The 18,536-nt window shown below is 36.9% G+C and carries 19 protein-coding genes; 11 read left to right on the top strand and 8 right to left on the bottom strand.

All coding sequences use genetic code 11. From position 1 onward, the window contains the following. Window positions 1-688: 688 nt before the first annotated feature. A complete protein-coding gene (locus VNJ50_RS00005; protein WP_325577831.1) occupies window positions 689-3,154 on the top strand; it encodes a TonB-dependent receptor in 2,466 nt (821 codons plus the stop codon). On the opposite strand, the gene VNJ50_RS00010 is transcribed toward VNJ50_RS00005, so the two are convergent. Further along, complete coding sequence (locus VNJ50_RS00010) at window positions 3,151-3,576, bottom strand: hypothetical protein (protein WP_325577833.1); 426 nt, start codon at window positions 3,574-3,576, stop codon at window positions 3,151-3,153. The genes VNJ50_RS00005 and VNJ50_RS00010 overlap by 4 nt on opposite strands. Before the next feature lie 153 nt (window positions 3,577-3,729). On the opposite strand from VNJ50_RS00010, the gene greA reads away from it, so the two are divergent. Beyond that, a complete protein-coding gene (gene greA, locus VNJ50_RS00015) occupies window positions 3,730-4,206 on the top strand; it encodes a transcription elongation factor GreA (RefSeq protein ID WP_325577835.1) in 477 nt (158 codons plus the stop codon). Between the two features lie 110 nt (window positions 4,207-4,316). Next, window positions 4,317-4,706: an HIT family protein gene (locus tag VNJ50_RS00020; RefSeq protein ID WP_325577837.1), complete on the top strand. Its 390-nt coding sequence runs from the start codon at window positions 4,317-4,319 to the stop codon at window positions 4,704-4,706. Window position 4,707: 1 nt separating this feature from the next. Here the strand turns inward: VNJ50_RS00020 and VNJ50_RS00025 are convergent, their stop codons facing one another. After that, window positions 4,708-5,865, bottom strand: coding sequence for a HAMP domain-containing sensor histidine kinase (locus VNJ50_RS00025; RefSeq protein ID WP_325577839.1), 1,158 nt, complete (start codon window positions 5,863-5,865; stop codon window positions 4,708-4,710). A 118-nt stretch (window positions 5,866-5,983) separates the two neighbouring features. On the opposite strand from VNJ50_RS00025, the gene VNJ50_RS00030 reads away from it, so the two are divergent. The 3 genes from VNJ50_RS00030 to aat all read left to right on the top strand — a co-directional run bounded on the left by VNJ50_RS00030 (window position 5,984) and on the right by aat (window position 8,059). After that, window positions 5,984-6,853 carry a flavin reductase family protein gene (locus tag VNJ50_RS00030; RefSeq protein ID WP_325577841.1) on the top strand — a complete coding sequence of 290 codons (870 nt, stop codon included), beginning with the start codon at window positions 5,984-5,986 and terminating at the stop codon, window positions 6,851-6,853. A 63-nt stretch (window positions 6,854-6,916) separates the two neighbouring features. Continuing rightward, entirely contained in the window at window positions 6,917-7,291 is a 375-nt protein-coding gene (locus VNJ50_RS00035) for a DUF3127 domain-containing protein (RefSeq protein WP_325577843.1), read from the top strand. 129 nt (window positions 7,292-7,420) lie between these two features. Then, on the top strand, window positions 7,421-8,059 hold the full coding sequence (aat, locus tag VNJ50_RS00040) for a leucyl/phenylalanyl-tRNA--protein transferase (protein WP_325577845.1): 639 nt from the start codon (window positions 7,421-7,423) through the stop codon (window positions 8,057-8,059). A gap of 7 nt (window positions 8,060-8,066) precedes the next feature. Here the strand turns inward: aat and VNJ50_RS00045 are convergent, their stop codons facing one another. Then, entirely contained in the window at window positions 8,067-8,630 is a 564-nt protein-coding gene (locus VNJ50_RS00045) for a DNA-3-methyladenine glycosylase I (RefSeq protein WP_325577847.1), read from the bottom strand. A gap of 90 nt (window positions 8,631-8,720) precedes the next feature. Between VNJ50_RS00045 and VNJ50_RS00050 the strand changes: the two genes are divergently transcribed. Continuing rightward, the gene (locus VNJ50_RS00050) at window positions 8,721-9,341 is read left to right on the top strand and encodes a thioredoxin family protein (RefSeq protein ID WP_325577849.1); all 621 of its coding nucleotides are present in this window, start codon (window positions 8,721-8,723) and stop codon (window positions 9,339-9,341) included. Window positions 9,342-9,413: 72 nt separating this feature from the next. Here VNJ50_RS00050 and VNJ50_RS00055 read toward each other — a convergent pair whose 3' ends face one another. The 4 genes from VNJ50_RS00055 to VNJ50_RS00070 form a co-directional block, all read right to left on the bottom strand. Continuing rightward, window positions 9,414-10,199: an energy transducer TonB gene (locus VNJ50_RS00055; protein WP_325577851.1), complete on the bottom strand. Its 786-nt coding sequence runs from the start codon at window positions 10,197-10,199 to the stop codon at window positions 9,414-9,416. A gap of 157 nt (window positions 10,200-10,356) precedes the next feature. Further along, window positions 10,357-11,052, bottom strand: a complete 696-nt coding sequence (gene truB, locus VNJ50_RS00060; RefSeq protein WP_325577853.1) for a tRNA pseudouridine(55) synthase TruB — start codon at window positions 11,050-11,052, stop codon at window positions 10,357-10,359. Next, window positions 11,045-11,926 carry an undecaprenyl-diphosphate phosphatase gene (locus VNJ50_RS00065; protein ID WP_325577855.1) on the bottom strand — a complete coding sequence of 294 codons (882 nt, stop codon included), beginning with the start codon at window positions 11,924-11,926 and terminating at the stop codon, window positions 11,045-11,047. Before VNJ50_RS00065 ends, truB begins: the two co-directional genes overlap by 8 nt. A gap of 83 nt (window positions 11,927-12,009) precedes the next feature. Beyond that, window positions 12,010-12,279: a DUF3098 domain-containing protein gene (locus VNJ50_RS00070; protein ID WP_325577865.1), complete on the bottom strand. Its 270-nt coding sequence runs from the start codon at window positions 12,277-12,279 to the stop codon at window positions 12,010-12,012. A 310-nt stretch (window positions 12,280-12,589) separates the two neighbouring features. On the opposite strand from VNJ50_RS00070, the gene VNJ50_RS00075 reads away from it, so the two are divergent. Continuing rightward, window positions 12,590-12,919: a multidrug efflux SMR transporter gene (locus VNJ50_RS00075; protein WP_325577858.1), complete on the top strand. Its 330-nt coding sequence runs from the start codon at window positions 12,590-12,592 to the stop codon at window positions 12,917-12,919. Window positions 12,920-12,964: 45 nt separating this feature from the next. On the opposite strand, the gene VNJ50_RS00080 is transcribed toward VNJ50_RS00075, so the two are convergent. Beyond that, window positions 12,965-13,843: a cell division protein FtsX gene (locus VNJ50_RS00080; RefSeq protein WP_325577860.1), complete on the bottom strand. Its 879-nt coding sequence runs from the start codon at window positions 13,841-13,843 to the stop codon at window positions 12,965-12,967. 204 nt (window positions 13,844-14,047) lie between these two features. Here VNJ50_RS00080 and leuS point away from each other — a divergent pair, with 204 nt between their 5' ends. The 3 genes from leuS to VNJ50_RS00095 all read left to right on the top strand — a co-directional run bounded on the left by leuS (window position 14,048) and on the right by VNJ50_RS00095 (window position 18,468). After that, on the top strand, window positions 14,048-16,873 hold the full coding sequence (gene leuS, locus VNJ50_RS00085; RefSeq protein WP_325577862.1) for a leucine--tRNA ligase: 2,826 nt from the start codon (window positions 14,048-14,050) through the stop codon (window positions 16,871-16,873). Window positions 16,874-16,973: 100 nt separating this feature from the next. Next, window positions 16,974-17,666 carry a zinc metallopeptidase gene (locus tag VNJ50_RS00090; RefSeq protein WP_325577867.1) on the top strand — a complete coding sequence of 231 codons (693 nt, stop codon included), beginning with the start codon at window positions 16,974-16,976 and terminating at the stop codon, window positions 17,664-17,666. 601 nt (window positions 17,667-18,267) lie between these two features. Then, window positions 18,268-18,468, top strand: a complete 201-nt coding sequence (locus VNJ50_RS00095) for a hypothetical protein (RefSeq protein WP_325577863.1) — start codon at window positions 18,268-18,270, stop codon at window positions 18,466-18,468. Window positions 18,469-18,536 lie beyond the last annotated feature (68 nt).

Consider the following 18,536-nt stretch of genomic DNA (forward strand, 5'->3'; position numbering starts at 1 on the left):
TTTTTGGACACGAATTACACGAATTGTATATAATTCACCAATTAACTTCTGCGACTTGGCGTTTTTTGCGAGCGTTATTTCACGGAGTTGCGCTGAGATTCACAGAGTTTTTTTGGACACGAATTACACGAATTGAATATAATGCACCAATTAACCTCGGCGACTTGGCGTTTTTGCAAGAGTTATTTCACGGAGTTGCGCTGAGATTGCGCTGAGATTCACAGAGTTTTTTTGGACACGAATTACACGAATTGTATATAATTCACCAATTAACCTCTGCGACTTGGCGACTTTGCGAGAGTTTTTTAGTCTCAGTTTTCAGTCTCAATTTCTATCAATTAAAAATTTATCCATTCTTACTTTTAAATTCTTAATTGATTCCTATCTTTGCACCGTTCTCAAAAAAGGGGTGCTCGATTGATTGCAGATTGATGGGCGACGATTGATGATTGACGAAATATAAGTTCAAAAATCTACAATCAGAATTCAAAAATCTACAATTTTTTTGGCTGAGATCATACCCATTGAACCTAGAACAGGTAATGCTGTTTAGGAAAAGGCGATAAGCGCCAATTAGTGTTATTTATGTCAAATTCGTCGTCCGGAAGACGTTGTAGAAATAAATAACCAACAAATTACTAACAAAGAATAATTACCTCTTTTTATTCGTCTAAAATTTTTTATTCGAATGAAATCTTTATTCACAAACCAATCGGCTCAGAGTCGATTCAAACCATCTTTAAAACTTATTTTATTTATTATTTCGCTTTCGTTTAGCTTTACGACTTTTGCGCAAAACTATCGTGTATCTGGTCGCGTCACCCAACAAAATGCTGAACCGCTTGCTGGTGTGAGCATTCAATTGAAGTCTGGTAAAACATGGGCACAGACAGATATTAATGGTGATTATTCTTTAGAATTGCCCAAAGGAACACATACTTTAGAGTTTAGATATTTGACAGCATCACCTATCGAAAAGACCTTCAATCTTACTTCAGATTTAGTATTGGACGTTCTCATTAACGAAAATACCGAAGTGCTGGATGAGGTGTTGGTTAATGCGGTTCGCGTCGGTTCAAATTCGCCAATTACGCATTCTAATATTTCTAAAGAAGACTTGGAAAAACGCAATTTGGGTCAGGATATCCCTATGCTTTTAAATTTCTTGCCTTCGGTAGTTACCACAACTGACGCTGGTGCTGGCGTGGGTTATACGGGTATTAGGGTGCGTGGAATTAATGCGCAATCCACCAACATTACGATTAATGGAATTCCGTTTAACGATGCCGAATCCATGGGGACATTTTGGGTGAATCTCAGTGATTTTGCGTCTTCCACCCAAAGCATGCAATTGCAGCGTGGTGTTGGGACATCAACCAACGGTTCGGGTGCTTTTGGTGCGAGTATCAATGTGTTGACGGAAGGTGTTTCTAATGATGCCAGTGCCGAAATTGCCAATAGCTTTGGAAGTTACAATACACGTAAGCATACTGTTAAATTCAGTACAGGACGTTTGAATGACCATTTCGAATTTTCAGGACGTTTGTCAAACATTAAATCGGATGGCTATATTGATCGTGCTTCATCTGACTTAAAATCGTATTTTTTGCAAGGTGCTTACGTGGATGACAACCGATTTATAAAAGCTGTGGTTTTTGGAGGTCAGGAAATCACCTATCAAGCATGGAACGGATTGGAAGATTTAGATCTTTTGGAAAATGACCGCACCTTTAATACTGCCGGAATGTACACCGACGCTGATGGAAATATTCAGTTTTATGACAATGAAATTGACGATTATAAGCAAGATCATTACCAATTGCATTGGAACGAGCGTTTAAATAACCGTTGGTCAACTACTCTAGGTTTGAACTATACCCGTGGGTTAGGTTTTTTTGAGCAGTATAAAGAAGATCAAAAACTGGTAAATTATGGTATGGAAAACATCGAATTGGGTGGTGAAACCATCAAACTAAGTGATTTGGTGCGTCGTAGATGGTTAGATAATCATTTTTATGTGTTAAATGCCAATGCCAATTATAAAAATGAGAACCTTAATTTAACTTTCGGGACATCGTTAAGCACCTATGATGGCGATCATATTGGAGAAGTTATTTGGGCGCAATATGCTGGAAATTCACCTAAAGGCCATCGCTATTATGATGGTAATGGAAAGAAAACCGATGCCAGTACTTTTGCCAAAGCCACTTATCAACTAGATGAGCAATTGAGTTTTTATGGTGATTTGCAATACCGTAATGTCGCTTACAAAACAACTGGGACAAATTCAGATGTGGTTTTAATGGAAATTGATGAAACTTATAATTTCTTTAATCCAAAAGCCGGACTGACCTATCAGTTTAATCCTGTAAATGCCCTATATTTTTCATATGCAAGAGCCAATCGTGAGCCGAGCCGTAAGGATTTTCAAAATAATAAGGATGTCAAACCGGAACAATTGAATGATTTTGAATTGGGATGGCGTTTTGATTCATCAAATTTTAGATTGCATACCAATGCCTATTATATGCATTATAATGAACAACTGGTGCTAACGGGCCAATTGGATACTACAGGAAATCCGATACGTGCAAATAGTGGCGAAAGTTATAGATTAGGTCTAGAGCTTGAAGCTGCGTGGAAATTTGCACCACAATGGCAACTTCAACCAAGCGTTACCATCAGTTCTAATAAAACGAAAAATACGGTGATAGAGCGCGATGGTCAAATGGTTGATCTGGGTAAGACCAATATTTCATTTTCGCCTAATTTAATTGCTTCAAATGCCTTGGTGTTTCAACCAAAAACACATTTTCAAATCAGTTTATTGAGTAAATATGTTGGCGAACAGTATATGGGAAATACCGATTCTAAAGCATCTAAATTGAAGTCTTATTTTATTAATGATTTGAATGTGACTTATGAATTGAATTTTGAATCTAATAACGATCCTCAGAAAAAATCCTTTATCAAATCGATATTGTTTTCTGGATTGGTCAATAATATTTTCAATGAGAAATATATCTCCAATGGTTTTTACTACACTTATGATGACGATTGGACCGATCCGAACAAAGTTACCACTATTGAAGGTGCTGGCTACTTCCCGCAGGCAACAACCAACTTTTTGATTGGAGCGACCTTAAAATTTTAATTGGTCACTATAAGCGTGTTTCCAGATCGGGATACACGGTATTCTTTAAGACCGCAGCGTAATTGAGGCGTGCCCACAGAACCTCCGGTAAATAAACTATAAGTATTGGCGTCAACGCAACCACAAACTGCGTTGGCGCCATTTATTGTAAGTAATGAGCAATTGGTCTGTTCATGATTGGGGTCGGCGGCATCCCAAGCGCGAAAACCACTTCCGGTATTCATCACAATAACGCCTTTGTTGCCCTGATTGGCTATATAAATCGAATTGCTGGTAAATTGCAATTGGTTGTATTGCGGTAAATTCATGTTGATTGTAGCATCCACTCTTGCATTGACCAGAAATTTGCAATTCTCATCACTATTATTTCTGCTACAGGCAGTTAAGAAGACTAGGCTTATCAATAAAAAAAAATGCTTCATTATATATAAATTGAGTTGCAATTTACAACAATCCCAAAGTTGATATAAATATTTTGTATATTTGTTTTATATCTCGTTCTCACGGGATTTTTTTTATGCTGTTCTCTAAAAGAGAGATTCAGCATATTTTGTATATAGTAAAACGAAGAAATTATGACTAAAGTATCTTATTACACTGCAGAGGGTCTTAAAAAATTGAGGGATGAACTCAATCATTTAAAAGATGTAGAACGCCCAAGAGCATCCCGAGCCATTGGTGAAGCCAGAGATAAGGGCGATTTGAGTGAAAATGCCGAATATGATGCCGCAAAAGAGGCGCAAGGCATGTTGGAAATGAAAATCTCCAAGCTTGAAGCCATGCTTTCAAATGCGCGTTTAATTGATGAATCACAACTAGACAGCACCAAAGCCTTGGTGTTATCGACGGTTAAAATAAAAAACCAAACCAATGGGATGGAAATGACCTATACTTTGGTTGCGGACCGTGAAGCGGATTTGGCATCAGGGAAAATTTCTGTCAATTCGCCTATTGGCAAAGGACTTTTGGGAAAAACGGTTGGTGAAATTGCCGATATTCAAGTACCCAATGGTGTTCTTAAATTCGAAATTTTGGAAATTACGAGAGAGTAAGTTTTCAGCTTCTAAACATTAAAATATAACATTCCTGTTGAGATCAATTCTAACAGGAATTTTTGTTTTATATTTAAACCCATCAATCGATAACAGATAATACTCTTCAAATGGCATCAATATTTACAAAAATAGTTAATGGTGAAATACCATGTTACAAAGTTGCGGAAACCAAGGATTTTTTGGCGTTTTTGGATGTTAATCCCAATACCCAAGGTCATACGCTCTGTATTCCTAAGGTAGAAGTCGATCAGCTTTTTGATTTGGACCAAAACACCTATATCGGATTAATGGAGTTTTCAAGAAGTGTGGCCATTGCATTAAAAAAAGCAGTGCCTTGTAAACGAGTCGGCATGTCAGTCGTGGGCTTGGAAGTGCCGCATGTACATGTGCATTTAATTCCGTTGCATACTATGGATGATATCCGTTTTACGACGAAGGTGAAGATGGATAAAGAAGAGTTTGAAGCGATTGCAAAACAGATTTCGGACCGCTTATAAGTTAGGTTTCTGAAAATAATTTCAAGGTAATTTGCATGCTTGTACCTTTACCAATTTCAGAATGCAAAACTTTTATCTTGCCATTGTGATAATCTTCAACAATACGTTTTGAGAGCGAAAGTCCCAAGCCCCAGCCACGTTTTTTACTTGTAAAACCTGGTTCAAAAATTTTATGTGACAAGCTTTTTGGAAGCCCTTTTCCAGTGTCGGTCACGGTTATCTTAACTTGTTTGTTACTTTTGGTGAGCGTGACTTTGAGATGGCCACGACCTTTCATGGCATCAATGGCGTTTTTGACCAGGTTTTCAATGGTCCAACTATAAAGTTGTTTGTTCAAGAGTACATAAATAGGATGATCGGGAGCTTGAATTTCAAAATCAATCAACTTGCTGGAGCGCGCTTTTAAATAATCATAAGATGCTTTGGTTTCTTCAACGATATCTGCTTTTTCGAGTGTTGGTATTGAGCCAATTTTGCTAAAACGATCGGTGATGGTCTGCAGGCGCTGAATGTCTTTTTCCATTTCTTCGAGATAGGATTGATTGACTTCTTCAGAACGTAAAATTTCAGTCCATCCAATTAATGACGATAATGGTGTTCCTATTTGATGGGCGGTTTCTTTGGCCATTCCGGTCCAAAGTTTGTTCTGTTCTGCAATCTTTGAACTGCGGTAGAAAAAATAGACCACAGCGGCAAATAGCACAATAATAAGCAACAATGCCAACGGATAGTATTTGAGTTTATTGATTAATGATGAATTACCATAATATATGGTATAATAAATTTCATTATTATAATACACCTCAATGGGCTTGTTTTCATTTTCAAATTCGGCAATAAGATTTTTGACAGAGAGCGGACTGTTTACCTTCTTCTTATCAATATTTTTGAATGTGCCTAAACTTCCGTCCTTATTAATGGCCAACATCGGTGTGGTATGGTTGCTTTCTAATATTTTGAGGGTGAGATCGACATTTTCATTGGTTTCGGATTTGAGTAGTTCCGATTGTGCAAATGACCAATTTTGCATTTTGATGCGTTCTTCAGCTTTAAAATGTTGGAAAAAAATATAAGTATTCCATAAAATTAAAGAAATAATAATGAAAGATGAAGTGATAAGAGTCCACCGTAAAATATTTCGGTTCATAGCGTAACGCATCAATACATTTGTAGTTTTAAATATAATGCTATTATGTTAATATTATTGTCTGATTCTTGCTATAAATCATTTTGTACGTTTGTCAATATCGTTACCTTTGCAATTAATTGTTTTATAGATGTTAAGTTTTGATCCTAAGGACCTGACTACAGGTAGGCTGCATGGTTATTTGTTGAGTGCTGTGTCGCCAAGGCCAATTGCTTTTGCGAGTACTATAGATGTTGATGGAAACCCCAATTTATCACCATTTAGTTTTTTTAATGTGTTTAGTGCAAATCCGCCCATCCTCATTTTTTCTCCAGCACGAAGGGTTCGAGATAATACTGTAAAGCATACGTTGCTAAATGTTGAAGCAACCAAGGAGGTTGTGATTAATATGGTGAATTATGATCTTGTTTACCAGGCTTCCTTAAGTAGTACAGAATATCCAAAGGATGTGAACGAATTTGATAAAGCAGGTTTGACCATGTTAAAATCGGATATCGTAAAGCCATTTAGAGTTGCCGAATCTCCAATTCAACTGGAATGTAAGGTAAATAATATCATTAAACTGGGAACTGAAGGTGGCGCTGGGAATTTGGTGATTTGCGAAGTCGTAAAAATGCATATTTCTAAAGAAGTCTTGGATGATGATCAAGGTATTGATCAAGAAAAACTTGATTTGGTGGCACGCGCTGGTGGCGACTATTATAGTCGTGCTAAGTCTGGCTTTTTTCAGATCCCAAAACCTTTGAGGACTCACGGAATTGGAATTGATGCCATGCCCGATGAGATCAAGAATAGCATGATTTTTACAGGAAATGATTTAGGCATGTTGGGCAATGTTGAAGTTTTGCCAACTGCTGAGAGCATTGCCGAGTTTGTTAAAAACATTAGTGAGCGCCACGCTAATATAAAAGAAATGACCCATCGCGAAAAGCATAAAATAGCCAGAAACTATTTGAGTTATGGCGATGTAGAGAGTGCTTGGAAATTGTTACTTTCGTAATGCACATGGTCAAAAGCAGTTAGAATAAATAATAGTAATACGAAATATTAAATAATTAGTGAAATGGAAGTACAAGGAAAAATCAAAATGATAGGAGATACCCAAACTTTTGGAAATAATGGGTTCAGAAAAAGAGAAGTGGTAGTTACCACCGAAGAGCAATACCCTCAACATATTATGGTTGAGTTCGTACAGGATAAGACAGAATTGCTAAATAATTATCAGGTTGGTCAAAATGTGAAAATGGGCATTAATTTGAGAGGAAGAGAATGGATAAATCCACAAGGCGAAACTAAATACTTTAACTCTATTCAAGGATGGCGTATTGAGAGCTTAGATGGAAGTGTATCTGGAGGTATGCCACCAGTTGCGCCAGCTCAGGCATTTCAACCGGCCAATGATTTGAATCAGGATGATCACGACGATTTACCATTCTAAATTACCGATTTTTTTGCTGTTTGCATTTAATCTATCTAAATGTAAAAAGTAGAATCTTTATAAAAGAACCTCGATGTTGATAACATTGAGGTTTTTTTTGTCATATTTAGCACTGAAAATTGAAGATCAATGATTTTTCTTACGGACAAAATTGAATTTCCCAATCCCGATCAAGCTGAACCCGATGGGCTTTTGGCTATTGGCGGTGATTTGTCGGTTGAACGATTGCTTTTGGCCTATAAAACAGGTGTTTTTCCTTGGTTTAATGACGATCAGGATTGGATTTTATGGTGGTGTCCAAACCCGAGATTTGTACTATTTCCCGAACAGATAAAAGTTTCAAAAAGTATGGCTAAAGTTCTTAAAAACGAGGAATTTAAAGTGACGCTCAATACCGATTTTGAAGCCGTAATCCAAGCATGTTCAAAAGCAAAACGTATTGGGCAAAAAGGAACGTGGATTACCAAAAATATGATTGATGCTTACACAAAATTGCATCATTTGGGTTATGCAAAATCTGTTGAGGTTTGGCAAAATGAACAATTGGTCGGTGGTTTGTATGGCATTGATTTGGGCAATGGCGTATTTTGTGGTGAAAGCATGTTTGCCAAAGTAAGTAATGCCAGCAAAGTAGGTTTTATCAGCTTTATCCAAAACACTAATTACAAGCTCATCGATTGTCAGGTTTATACCAATCATTTGGAGAGTTTGGGTGCTGAAGAAATTGAGAGAGATGAGTTTTTGAGATATTTGAAAGCGCGTTTTTAGGCATTTATTAAACTTCGCTATACCTAAAACAATCCACCTCATGATCGTTGACCATGCCTACAGCTTGCATTTTTGCATAAACAACGGTGGAACCAACAAATTTAAATCCTCTCTTTTTTAGGTCTTTGCTTATCGCATCACTTAATGCGGTTGTTGGCGGTGCGTCTTTATAGTTTTTGACTTTGTTTTTTATAGGTTTTCCATCAACAAATTTCCACAGGTAATTTGAAAAGGAACCAAATTCGTCTTGCACTTTCATAAATGCTTGGGCATTGGTAATTGCCGCATGGATTTTTAGTTTGTTTCTGATAATTCCAGAATCCTGAAGTAGCGCATCAATTTTACCCTGTTTGTAGGTTGCTATTTTTTTATAATCAAATTGATCAAAGGCAGCCCTGAAGTTTTCTCGCTTGCGTAAAATGGTAATCCAGCTTAATCCAGCTTGAAAAGTTTCCAAAATCAAAAACTCAAAAAGAAGGGGATCATCCTTAACGGGAACGCCCCATTCAGTATCGTGATACTGTTCATAAAGCGCATCGCCTAAGCACCAACTACATCTGTGTTTTTCCATTTTTAGAGGCTTTTGTAATTCAGTTACTAAAGTAATAACTGTTACACAATATGACATAAAATATGGTTATTTTTGCATAAAATAACCATTATGAACACACTTGAACACAACAAATTAGAAAATATACTTCATGAAGGCTTGAATAATAGCATGTCTTACCAAGAATACAGAGCGCTAATGGCCGAATTGGTAGCTACACAATCTACTACCGGATTAGATAAAAGTGAAGAAATTGTTGCTTATACCGCATTAAACGAACAACGTATGAAGCGTTGGGATAAAACGCTTAAAGTTTCTGATGAAACTCAGCAAAAAATAGCGTCATTTAGAGGAGATATTACCTGGTTAGTGCTTACCGAAAGTTGGTGCGGTGATGCTGCGCACGTAACGCCGGTAATCCATAAGGTAGCCGAGTTAAATCCTAATATTACTTTAAGAATGGTATTGCGCGATGATAACGATGCGCTTATGCAACAGTTTTTGACCAATGGTGGAAAATCGATTCCGAAGTTAATTATGATCGATAATATAACAGGAGAAGTTATGAATACTTTTGGACCAAGACCAACGGCAGCAACGCAATTGGTTGAGGATTATAAAGCAGAACACGGAAGCTTAACCCCAGAATTTAAAGAAACCTTACAAGCTTGGTACAATAAGGATAAAGGCCAAAACACGATTGCAGATTTGTTACGTCTTTTAGGGCTTTAGAAAAATAACGGATAAAGTACAAGATATAATTAAAGGTGCCTTCTAGATTTTTAAAATAAAGAAGGCACTTTTTTAGTTTTTTCCTTTAAAATAATAGGTAATAGAACCTATTTGTTGATTTTTGGACGCATCTGGACTAAAACGCGCTTCGTTGGCATATTTCAAAGCACTTTCAATTAAACAAGCGTTTTTTGAGTTGGAAGAATTATTAACATATGCATTAATCACCTCTCCTGTAGCATTTACGGTAATGTTGATAACGATTTTCCCGCCCTCTTCGCAAAGATAAACGGGTGGTGGTAAATGCCGGTCTTTTCGGTTGACCAGACTGTAGGAAACACTGCTATTGGTGTTTGCAGAATAATTGTTGGCTAAGCTATTGGTGGAGTTGTCACCATTAGATTTTGCCGATTTCCGTTTTTCTGCCGAACGCATCGCAATCACATTGTTGATTTTGCTATACGAAGACAATTCATTTTCATTCAAGGAATAATCTTCGGTTGAGGTATTATTTTGAACATCTGTCACTTCTTCTTGAGTTTCTGTGTCTTCAGTTTCTGTTTGTTTGGCATGTTTATCGAAATCATCAGCACTGACGGATTTGAAATTTTTCATCATTTCCTTAAACTCATTTTCGGAGTTATAAGCTTGATTGGTTTCTGAAATGTTAGGATCATTCAAAGCCAGTTCCTCAAGTAGTTTTTGTTCTTCGGGTGTAAGTGGCGGCGGTAGTTCATAATAGCTTTCGGCCATGGCTTGGCTCTGTTGTTTGATGCCAAGCGCAAACAGCGCAAGCACCACAGTGCCACTGATCAGAACAGTAATTATTAAAGCTTTATGTTTATCTATGAATTCCAAAAGTGTCGTAGGTTTTAAGGTTTAGGGCATTAATATATATGACAAATTAAGCAAAAAAGTTTAAATCAGCATGAATTGGATGAAAATTGCACGAAATTCAACTCATGATTATTGTTTGTCATAAAAACTATATCAATAATCTTTGTTTTATCAGAAGCTATTCCGAAGGAAGTGATTTGATGAACTCCTCAACGCCTACGGCATTTTTAACGTCAAAATCACCAATTTTAGTGCGTCTTAGGACCGATAAATGTGCGCCAGAATTAAGGGCTTTTCCAAAATCATTGGCCAACGAACGGATGTATGTGCCTTTGCTACAAACTACTCTAAAATCGACTTCCAAGTTGTTAATCCGAGTGATTTCAAAGGTTGAAATATGAACTTGTCGTGATGGAATATCGACTGCTTCACCAGCTCTTGCAAATTCATACAGGCGTTTGCCATCTTTTTTCAAGGCCGAAAATACTGGTGGAAATTGTGAAATCTCACCAATAAATTGCGATGTCGCATTGCGGATTAATACTTCTGTTAAATGTTCTGTAGGAAAAGTATGGTCTATTTCGGTTTCTAAGTCATAGGATGGCGTTGTGCTTCCTAAAACAAAAGTGCCTGTATATTCTTTGATTTGTGCTTGAAAAGTATCAATATTTTTGGTCATTTTACCAGTACAGATCACTAACAAACCTGTTGCCAACGGATCTAAAGTACCAGCGTGGCCTACTTTTATTTTTTTGATTTTGAAAGCACGACGTATTTCCCAGCGCAATTTATTGACCACTTGGAAAGACGTCCAATGCAAGGGTTTATCAATTAAAAGAACTTTTCCTTCCTGAAAATCTTCTACTTTAATCATTTGTAGAATGTTGTATCATGGTTATTTCTGAGATATTTTGATTCTGGATTTCGTTTTTTGGAGTGTTCCAGAAATACACCAATAAGACGATGCCAATCACAATACGATACCAGCCCCAAGCTTTAAAGCCAAATTTAGTTAGCACGGCAATGAAAAATTTTATAGCAATCATGGCAATAACAAATGCAACAACATTGCCAAGTAAAAAAAGCATGATGTGATGTTGATCTTGTAAAATCATTTCGTAACCTTTCATTTCATTTAGGGTTCCTTTTCCCCAGGTTTTTACAAAAATGGAGTATACGGTTACTGCTGCCATGGTTGGTACGGCTAAGAAAAACGAAAATTCGGCTGAAGCCTTTCTGCTCAATCCTTGCGACATTCCGCCAATAATCGATGCTGCAGATCGGCTCGTGCCAGGCATCATGGCCAAACATTGCCAAAAACCAATGGCGAGTGCTTTTTTAATTGGGATGTCTTTTTCGTCTAGAATTTTTGGATTTTGAAACCATTTATCGGCAAATATCAATACCACGCCACCCAATATCAATACGCTTGAAATTGCAATTTGATTTCCTAAAACCGATTCGATGGCATCATCAAATAAGTAACCTAAAACTAGGGCAGGAAGTACGGCAATAACTAATTTGAGATAAAAGTTGAGATTTGAAAAATCAAAAAACTTTTTCCAATATAAAACAACCACCGATAAAATAGCACCAAACTGAATGGAAACCTGAAACATTTTTAAAAACTCGCTTTCAGGTAAGCCCATTAAGGCGGCTGAAAAACCCATGTGCGCCGTTGAAGAAATCGGTAAATATTCGGTAAGTCCTTCAATAATTGCCAAAATAATGGCTTCAATTAAATCCATAAGGGAAAAGCTATATTTGTTTTGAAAGAAACTCTAAGTATCAAAAGATAAATTCTTAGAATCTAACAGGTTAATTTTGGAATTTAAGATTTTGGAGTTTCGTCTTTATTAGGATTCAGTAAAATAGCATACACTTGAATGCCAAAGCCAATTAATACTAAAGTTGGTGCTAAACGAATGCGTCGCCAGCTAAAGATTTCCGGGTTAAAAACATTGGGATCATCACTTCCGCCACCTGACATTAATATGAACCCGAGTGCGATAACGCCCAGTCCAATGAGCATAAATTTGTAATTTTTTCTTCCAAAAATAAAGTTATTGTCAATATTTTCTTTACGCTTTTTCTCTCCCATGATGATTGAAATTATAATAGGTTGCAAATTAACGGCTTTATTTAAAACTTTTAGTTAATAGTATGTAAATAGTTGGATTTTTAAGGTGTTTTCAACAGTTTTAAGAATGAGTTTTAGAGGTTAAATACATTGTTTTAACGGTTTTTGAGCCTAAAAGTGTAAAAGTGAATTTTTAGTGTTTCGATTATAAGGTTTAAACATTTGTAAAAAAAAAACTCTAAACTCAGAGATGAAATAAATGTAATTTTGCCACTTAAAAAAGATTCCAAACATCTTTAGTATTGTTGTGGATTAATTAAGTCTTAAGAAAATGAAATATCTATATCTAGCAATAGCCATCGTTCTCGAAGTTATAGGAACAAGTTTTATGCAAGCCTCTGATGGGTTTTCTAAACTCGTACCAACACTCATTACGATCATCGCTTATGTGGCTTGTTTCTACTTTTTCTCACAATCTCTAAAAGTCGTCCCATTAGGAATAGCGTATGCCATTTGGGGTGGATTGGGTATAGTATTAACAGCACTAATTTCGGTAATTGTATTTAAACAAACCTTAGATTGGCCAGCAATTATAGGTATTGCTTTAATTGTTGCCGGAGTTTTTGTGATGAATGTTTTTTCCAAATCAACTGTTCATTAAAAGATCTCATAAAAGAAGTTGACTGGTTGATCTTAGTTTTTCGATTTAGTAATATAAAGCGTCTGTTTTTAAATTCAGGAAACGTTGGGTAGCAATAAAAGTGCTTATCCAAGTGATGAGGATTCCTAAAAGGAAAATGACGACAAACAAACCACCAATTAAAATTGGATTATCAAGCAGATGTAATTCGTTAAAGGTTTGGTCGAGATAATAGAGTACAACCCCCATTCCTATTAATGCAATAAAAGCTCCGATAATTCCCAATTTCACACTGTGATAAACAAAAGGTCTGCGGATAAACGATTTTGTCGCACCTACCATTTGCATTGTTTTGATGATAAAGCGTTTGGAATATACCGCCAATCTTATGGAACTATTGATGAGTAAAACGGCAATCAAAGTGAAAACTCCGCTGATGACCAAAACCCAAAATGTGATTTTTTTAACATTATCATTCATCAACTCTACCAAATCATTGTCATACCGAATTTCTTCAATAAATTTTTTGTTAGATAATTCTTCAGTTATGGAAGCTAGAGTTTCTAGATTAACAAAATCAGCTTTTAAATGCACGTCAATAGAATTTTGTAATGGATTATAGCCTACAAAATCCATGAAGTCCTCGCCGGTTTCTGCTTTCATTGATTCTGCCGCCGCTTCTTTGGATACATATTCGGTACTTTTGGTATATTCCGACATGGCCAAAGTTTTTTCAAGCTGTTTGACTTCAATGTCCTTTGCCGAATCGTTCAAATAAATGGTTACTACAACTTGTTCTTTAAAATGATCTGCTACTTTTTTTGCATTTAACACCAATAATCCTAAGCAGCCCAGTAAAAACAATACTAAAGCAATGCTGATAACTACTGAAAAGTAGGATGAAATTAACCTGCGTTTTTGATATCTGTCAAAAGATGAACTCATAACAATTTTAGTTGAAGGTGTAAAAATATGAAAGAAATCTATTCTCTTAGGGTTTACAACGTTTAAATTTCAATAGTGTTATAATAAGTTTAAATTTGCGGTCTGTAATATTTTCGCAAAGACGTTAAGACACTAAGTCCTTCTTCTTAAAAAATAAGCCTTGCGCCTCTGCGGCTCTGCGAGATGTCAATGATACTAAGTTTTATGTACTACAATTTCAACGAGATAGAGAAAAAATGGCAAGACTATTGGGCCAAAAACCAAACCTTCAAAGCCAAAAACAATAGCGATCTGCCAAAATATTATGTACTGGACATGTTTCCTTATCCAAGCGGTGCGGGATTGCATGTTGGACATCCGCTAGGCTATATTGCCAGCGATATTTTTGCGCGCTACAAACGTCATAAAGGTTTTAATGTACTTCATCCGCAAGGTTATGACAGTTTTGGTTTGCCAGCCGAACAATACGCCATACAAACGGGACAACATCCTGCTTTGACAACAGAAGAAAATATTAATACCTATCGGCGTCAGTTGGATCGCATCGGGTTTTCATTTGATTGGAGCAGGGAAGTGCGTACTTCTGATCCGTCTTATTACAAATGGACCCAATGGATTTTTATCCAACTTTTCGAGTCTTGGTATAATAACGATACAAATAAAGCCGAATCCATAGAAACGTTGGTCGCTGTTTTTTCTTCAGAAGGTAATACCAATGTCAATGCTGTTTGTGATGATCATATGACTTCTTTTTCAGCTTCCGATTGGAATGGATTTTCTGATAAAGAAAAACAGGAAGTTTTACTTAAATATAGATTAACGTATTTGGCAGAGACCGAAGTTAATTGGTGCCCAGCTTTAGGAACCGTGTTGGCCAATGACGAAATTATCAATGGCCTTTCTGAACGCGGTGGCCATCCGGTAATCCGAAAAAAAATGACCCAATGGAGTATGCGTATTTCTGCTTATGCCGAACGCTTGTTGCAAGGTTTGGATCAAATTGATTGGACAGATTCATTAAAAGAAAGTCAGCGCAACTGGATTGGAAAATCGGTCGGTGCTTCCGTTTCCTTCAAAGTCATAACCAATGGAGCGAAGCAATCGCAAAGTATAGAAGTCTTCACCACAAGACCTGACACCATTTTTGGAGTTTCGTTTATGGTTTTAGCACCAGAACATGATTTAGTAAGACAAATAACAACTCCAGAACAAAAAGAGGAAGTTGAAAACTATATTACTGCCACAGCAAAACGCAGTGAACGCGACCGCATGTCGGATGTCAAAACGATTACCGGCGCATTTACTGGAGCTTATGCCGAACATCCGTTTACCAAAAAACCGATTCCTATTTGGATTGGCGATTATGTATTGGCAGGCTACGGGACCGGTGCGGTTATGTCTGTGCCTTGTGGCGACCAGCGAGATTATGATTTTGCGAAACACTTCAATATTCCTATTCCTAATATTTTTGAAGGGGTGGATATTTCAGAAGAAGCTTATAGTTCCAAAGATAATGTGGTAATCACTAATTCTGATTTTCTAAATGGATTAAATTTTAAAGAAGCGACAAAAAAAGCCATTTCCGAACTAGAGAAATTAGGTCAAGGTGAAGGAAAAATTAATTACCGTTTGCGCGATGCCGTGTTTTCTCGTCAGCGTTATTGGGGGGAGCCTTTTCCTGTATATTATGTGAATGGCATGCCGCAAATGATTGACAAAAAATACTTGCCAATTATTTTGCCGGAAGTCGAAAAATACTTGCCCACCGAAACCGGAGAACCACCTTTGGGCCGCGCCGATGTTTGGGCTTGGGACACCAAAAATGGTGAAGTGGTTAAAAATGAAAATATTGACCACGTCACCGTTTTTCCTCTCGAATTGAATACCATGCCGGGTTGGGCGGGAAGTTCTTGGTACTTTTTCAGATATATGGATGCGCATAATGATGAGGTATTTGCTAGTGAAGACGCTTTAAATTATTGGAAAGATGTCGATTTGTACATTGGTGGAAGCGAGCACGCCACTGGTCATTTGTTGTATTCGCGTTTTTGGGTGAAGTTTTTAAAAGACAGAGGATTTGTTAATACTGAAGAACCTTTTAAAAAGCTGATTAACCAAGGAATGATTTTGGGAATGAGTGCTTTGGTGTATCGTATTGAAGGAACACAAACATTTGTGTCCAAAAATCTTGTTGGCGATCATAAAGTTCAAGAAATTCATGTGGATGTCAGTTTTATAAATGCATCGGACGAAATGGATATTGAAGCTTTTAAGAATTGGAGACCTGACTTTGAATCCGCCGAATTTATATTGGAAGATGGCAAATATATTGTAGGTCGTGAGGTGGATAAAATGTCGAAATCCAAATTTAATGTTGTCAATCCTGATGCTATTTGCGAACAATATGGTGCGGATAGTCTAAGATTATACGAAATGTTCCTTGGACCATTAGAACAGGCGAAACCATGGAATACGGCTGGAATTACCGGTGTTCATGGGTTTCTTAAAAAACTTTGGAAATTGTATTTGGGAGATCAAGGGTTGAATATTACCGATACTGAACCTTCAAGCGAAAATTTAAAAACACTTCATAAAACCATTAAGAAGGTTGAAGAGGATATTGAGCATTTTTCATTCAATACTTCAGTTTCAACCTTTATGATTGCCGTCAACGAATTTACCGCACAAAAATGCACAAGTAAAGCTGTTTTAGAGCCGTTTTTGATTTTGTTATCACCATACGCACCTCATATTGCAGAAGAATTATGGCATCAATTAGGTAATACTGATTCTATTGCGAGCGCATCATTTCCTGAGTTCGATGCTAGTTATTTGGTAGAAAACACTAAGAATTATCCAATTTCGTTTAACGGAAAAATGAAATTCACCTTAGAGCTACCAATGGATTTGAGCAGTGACGCTATCGAAAAAGCAGTGATGGCACACGAAAAAACAATAGCCAATTTGGGTGGACGTACACCTAAAAAGGTTATTATCGTTCCAGGTAAAATCGTGAATATTGTAGGGTAATTTAATAGCACAACTGACAAAATTTCATAAGCTTATATTGGCTTGATTTTTGTAATATTTGTTTAAATTTAAAAAAATAAAAAATATGGGTGGAATAGGAATGGGATATTGGGTGTTAATTGGCGGAATTGCGCTAATTAGTTGGTTGGTAAGTAATCAACTAAAATCCAAGTTCAAAAAATACTCACAAATCCATTTAAGAAATGGAATGAGCGGAAAAGAAATTGCCGAAAAAATGTTGGCCGACAATGGCATACGTGATGTTGAGGTCATATCAGTACCAGGGCAACTTACCGATCATTATAATCCGCAAAATAAAACTGTTAATTTAAGTGAAGCTGTTTATAACCAACGCAATGCGGCTGCGGCTGCGGTTGCCGCACATGAGTGTGGCCATGCCGTACAACATGCTCAAGCGTACAGTGCTTTAAAAATGCGATCGGCATTAGTGCCAATTGTCAGTGTCACTTCAGGTATGTCGCAGTGGTTGGTTATCGGTGGTTTGGTCCTTGGTGCTGCTGCAGGTGCTGGATTTGGTTATTATATCGCGATTGCTGGTTTGGTGTTTATGGGGTTTGCAACGTTGTTCAGCTTTATTACTTTGCCAGTAGAATATGATGCCAGTAACAGAGCGTTAGCTTGGTTAAAAGCAAAAAACATGTTGACGCCAGAAGAATATCAAGGATCAGAAGATGCGCTTAAATGGGCTGCCAGAACGTATTTGGTGGCTGCCATTGGTGCATTGGCTTCTTTGCTTTATTGGGCGATGCAGGTTTTTGGTAATAGAGATTAATACAAATCAGAACAACTTCTTGAAATTTTGCAAACCGAATGGCAATCACTGCTGTTCGGTTTTTTTTGTTTTTAGGGCATTTCAGTTTAAGATAACTTTTGCTTTAAACGATAGATCATTAACCGCGACGTTTTGCCGTGTAAGGATACTGTGATTGGAGATGTATGGCCACAACGTAAAAGTATCGCTATGTACCACATTTGAAGCCTTATATAGTCATAAAAAACGAGAAACCCTCTTAAAACAAATGTTAAAAAACAACTAAAAAAAGTTATCCATTACGGTTTTCCCGTACTATCCAACGTACATGCGGCCTGGCAGGTTACAATAAACGCAACAAACTTATCAACAGTGTGTTATGTAAAATTAATGTTCAAATAATTTTGGTGTTATCGTTTTTTTTTATTTATGTTTGAACGGACGATCATGGTTTTGGAGCGGTTTGCAAAGACGCTCCACCGCTATTGGAAGTTCATGGAGGCCTCCAAAAAACAGCTGTTTTCTAGTTTTAATGACTTTGCAGAAAAAACTTAAGATCTATTGCCATTCATAGCTCTTAGGTTTAATAGGATGGAATGGTATAACTTAAATTTAATTTATTATGAAAACATTAGAATTAAATCAAATGGAAAAAATTGAAGCAGGAGGATTTACACTTGGATGTGCGACTGGAGCTTGGGCTATTGGAATGGCTGTAATGGCTGCTGCCGCTGGACCAGTTGGATGGGTCGCTTGGGGTGCGATGATTGGAACTAGCTTTGCTGGTGGTGCATCGATGGGGTCATGTATATATAATTGGTAATAAATATATATGATATGAAAATTTCAAACAAAAAACCTTTATTTATAACTCTAGGTTTTATAAGTTTA

The organism is Gelidibacter sp., from assembly GCF_035577925.1.
Classification (GTDB): Bacteria; Bacteroidota; Bacteroidia; order Flavobacteriales; family Flavobacteriaceae; genus Gelidibacter.

Bases quoted from the DNA above. Each gene is read 5' to 3' on its own strand.
- VNJ50_RS00065 (WP_325577855.1), bottom strand. From the start codon at position 11,926: ATGGATTTAATTGAAGCCATTATTTTGGCAATTATTGAAGGACTTACC.
- VNJ50_RS00050 (WP_325577849.1), top strand. From the start codon at position 8,721: ATGAACACACTTGAACACAACAAATTAGAAAATATACTTCATGAAGGC.
- VNJ50_RS00075 (WP_325577858.1), top strand. From the start codon at position 12,590: ATGAAATATCTATATCTAGCAATAGCCATCGTTCTCGAAGTTATAGGA.
- VNJ50_RS00035 (WP_325577843.1), top strand. From the start codon at position 6,917: ATGGAAGTACAAGGAAAAATCAAAATGATAGGAGATACCCAAACTTTT.
- VNJ50_RS00025 (WP_325577839.1), bottom strand. From the start codon at position 5,865: ATGCGTTACGCTATGAACCGAAATATTTTACGGTGGACTCTTATCACT.
- VNJ50_RS00090 (WP_325577867.1), top strand. From the start codon at position 16,974: ATGGGATATTGGGTGTTAATTGGCGGAATTGCGCTAATTAGTTGGTTG.
- leuS (WP_325577862.1), top strand. From the start codon at position 14,048: ATGTACTACAATTTCAACGAGATAGAGAAAAAATGGCAAGACTATTGG.
- VNJ50_RS00045 (WP_325577847.1), bottom strand. From the start codon at position 8,630: ATGGAAAAACACAGATGTAGTTGGTGCTTAGGCGATGCGCTTTATGAA.
- VNJ50_RS00030 (WP_325577841.1), top strand. From the start codon at position 5,984: ATGTTAAGTTTTGATCCTAAGGACCTGACTACAGGTAGGCTGCATGGT.
- VNJ50_RS00095 (WP_325577863.1), top strand. From the start codon at position 18,268: ATGAAAACATTAGAATTAAATCAAATGGAAAAAATTGAAGCAGGAGGA.
- VNJ50_RS00070 (WP_325577865.1), bottom strand. From the start codon at position 12,279: ATGGGAGAGAAAAAGCGTAAAGAAAATATTGACAATAACTTTATTTTT.
- greA (WP_325577835.1), top strand. From the start codon at position 3,730: ATGACTAAAGTATCTTATTACACTGCAGAGGGTCTTAAAAAATTGAGG.
- VNJ50_RS00010 (WP_325577833.1), bottom strand. From the start codon at position 3,576: ATGAAGCATTTTTTTTTATTGATAAGCCTAGTCTTCTTAACTGCCTGT.
- VNJ50_RS00080 (WP_325577860.1), bottom strand. From the start codon at position 13,843: ATGAGTTCATCTTTTGACAGATATCAAAAACGCAGGTTAATTTCATCC.
- aat (WP_325577845.1), top strand. From the start codon at position 7,421: ATGATTTTTCTTACGGACAAAATTGAATTTCCCAATCCCGATCAAGCT.
- VNJ50_RS00020 (WP_325577837.1), top strand. From the start codon at position 4,317: ATGGCATCAATATTTACAAAAATAGTTAATGGTGAAATACCATGTTAC.
- truB (WP_325577853.1), bottom strand. From the start codon at position 11,052: ATGATTAAAGTAGAAGATTTTCAGGAAGGAAAAGTTCTTTTAATTGAT.
- VNJ50_RS00005 (WP_325577831.1), top strand. From the start codon at position 689: ATGAAATCTTTATTCACAAACCAATCGGCTCAGAGTCGATTCAAACCA.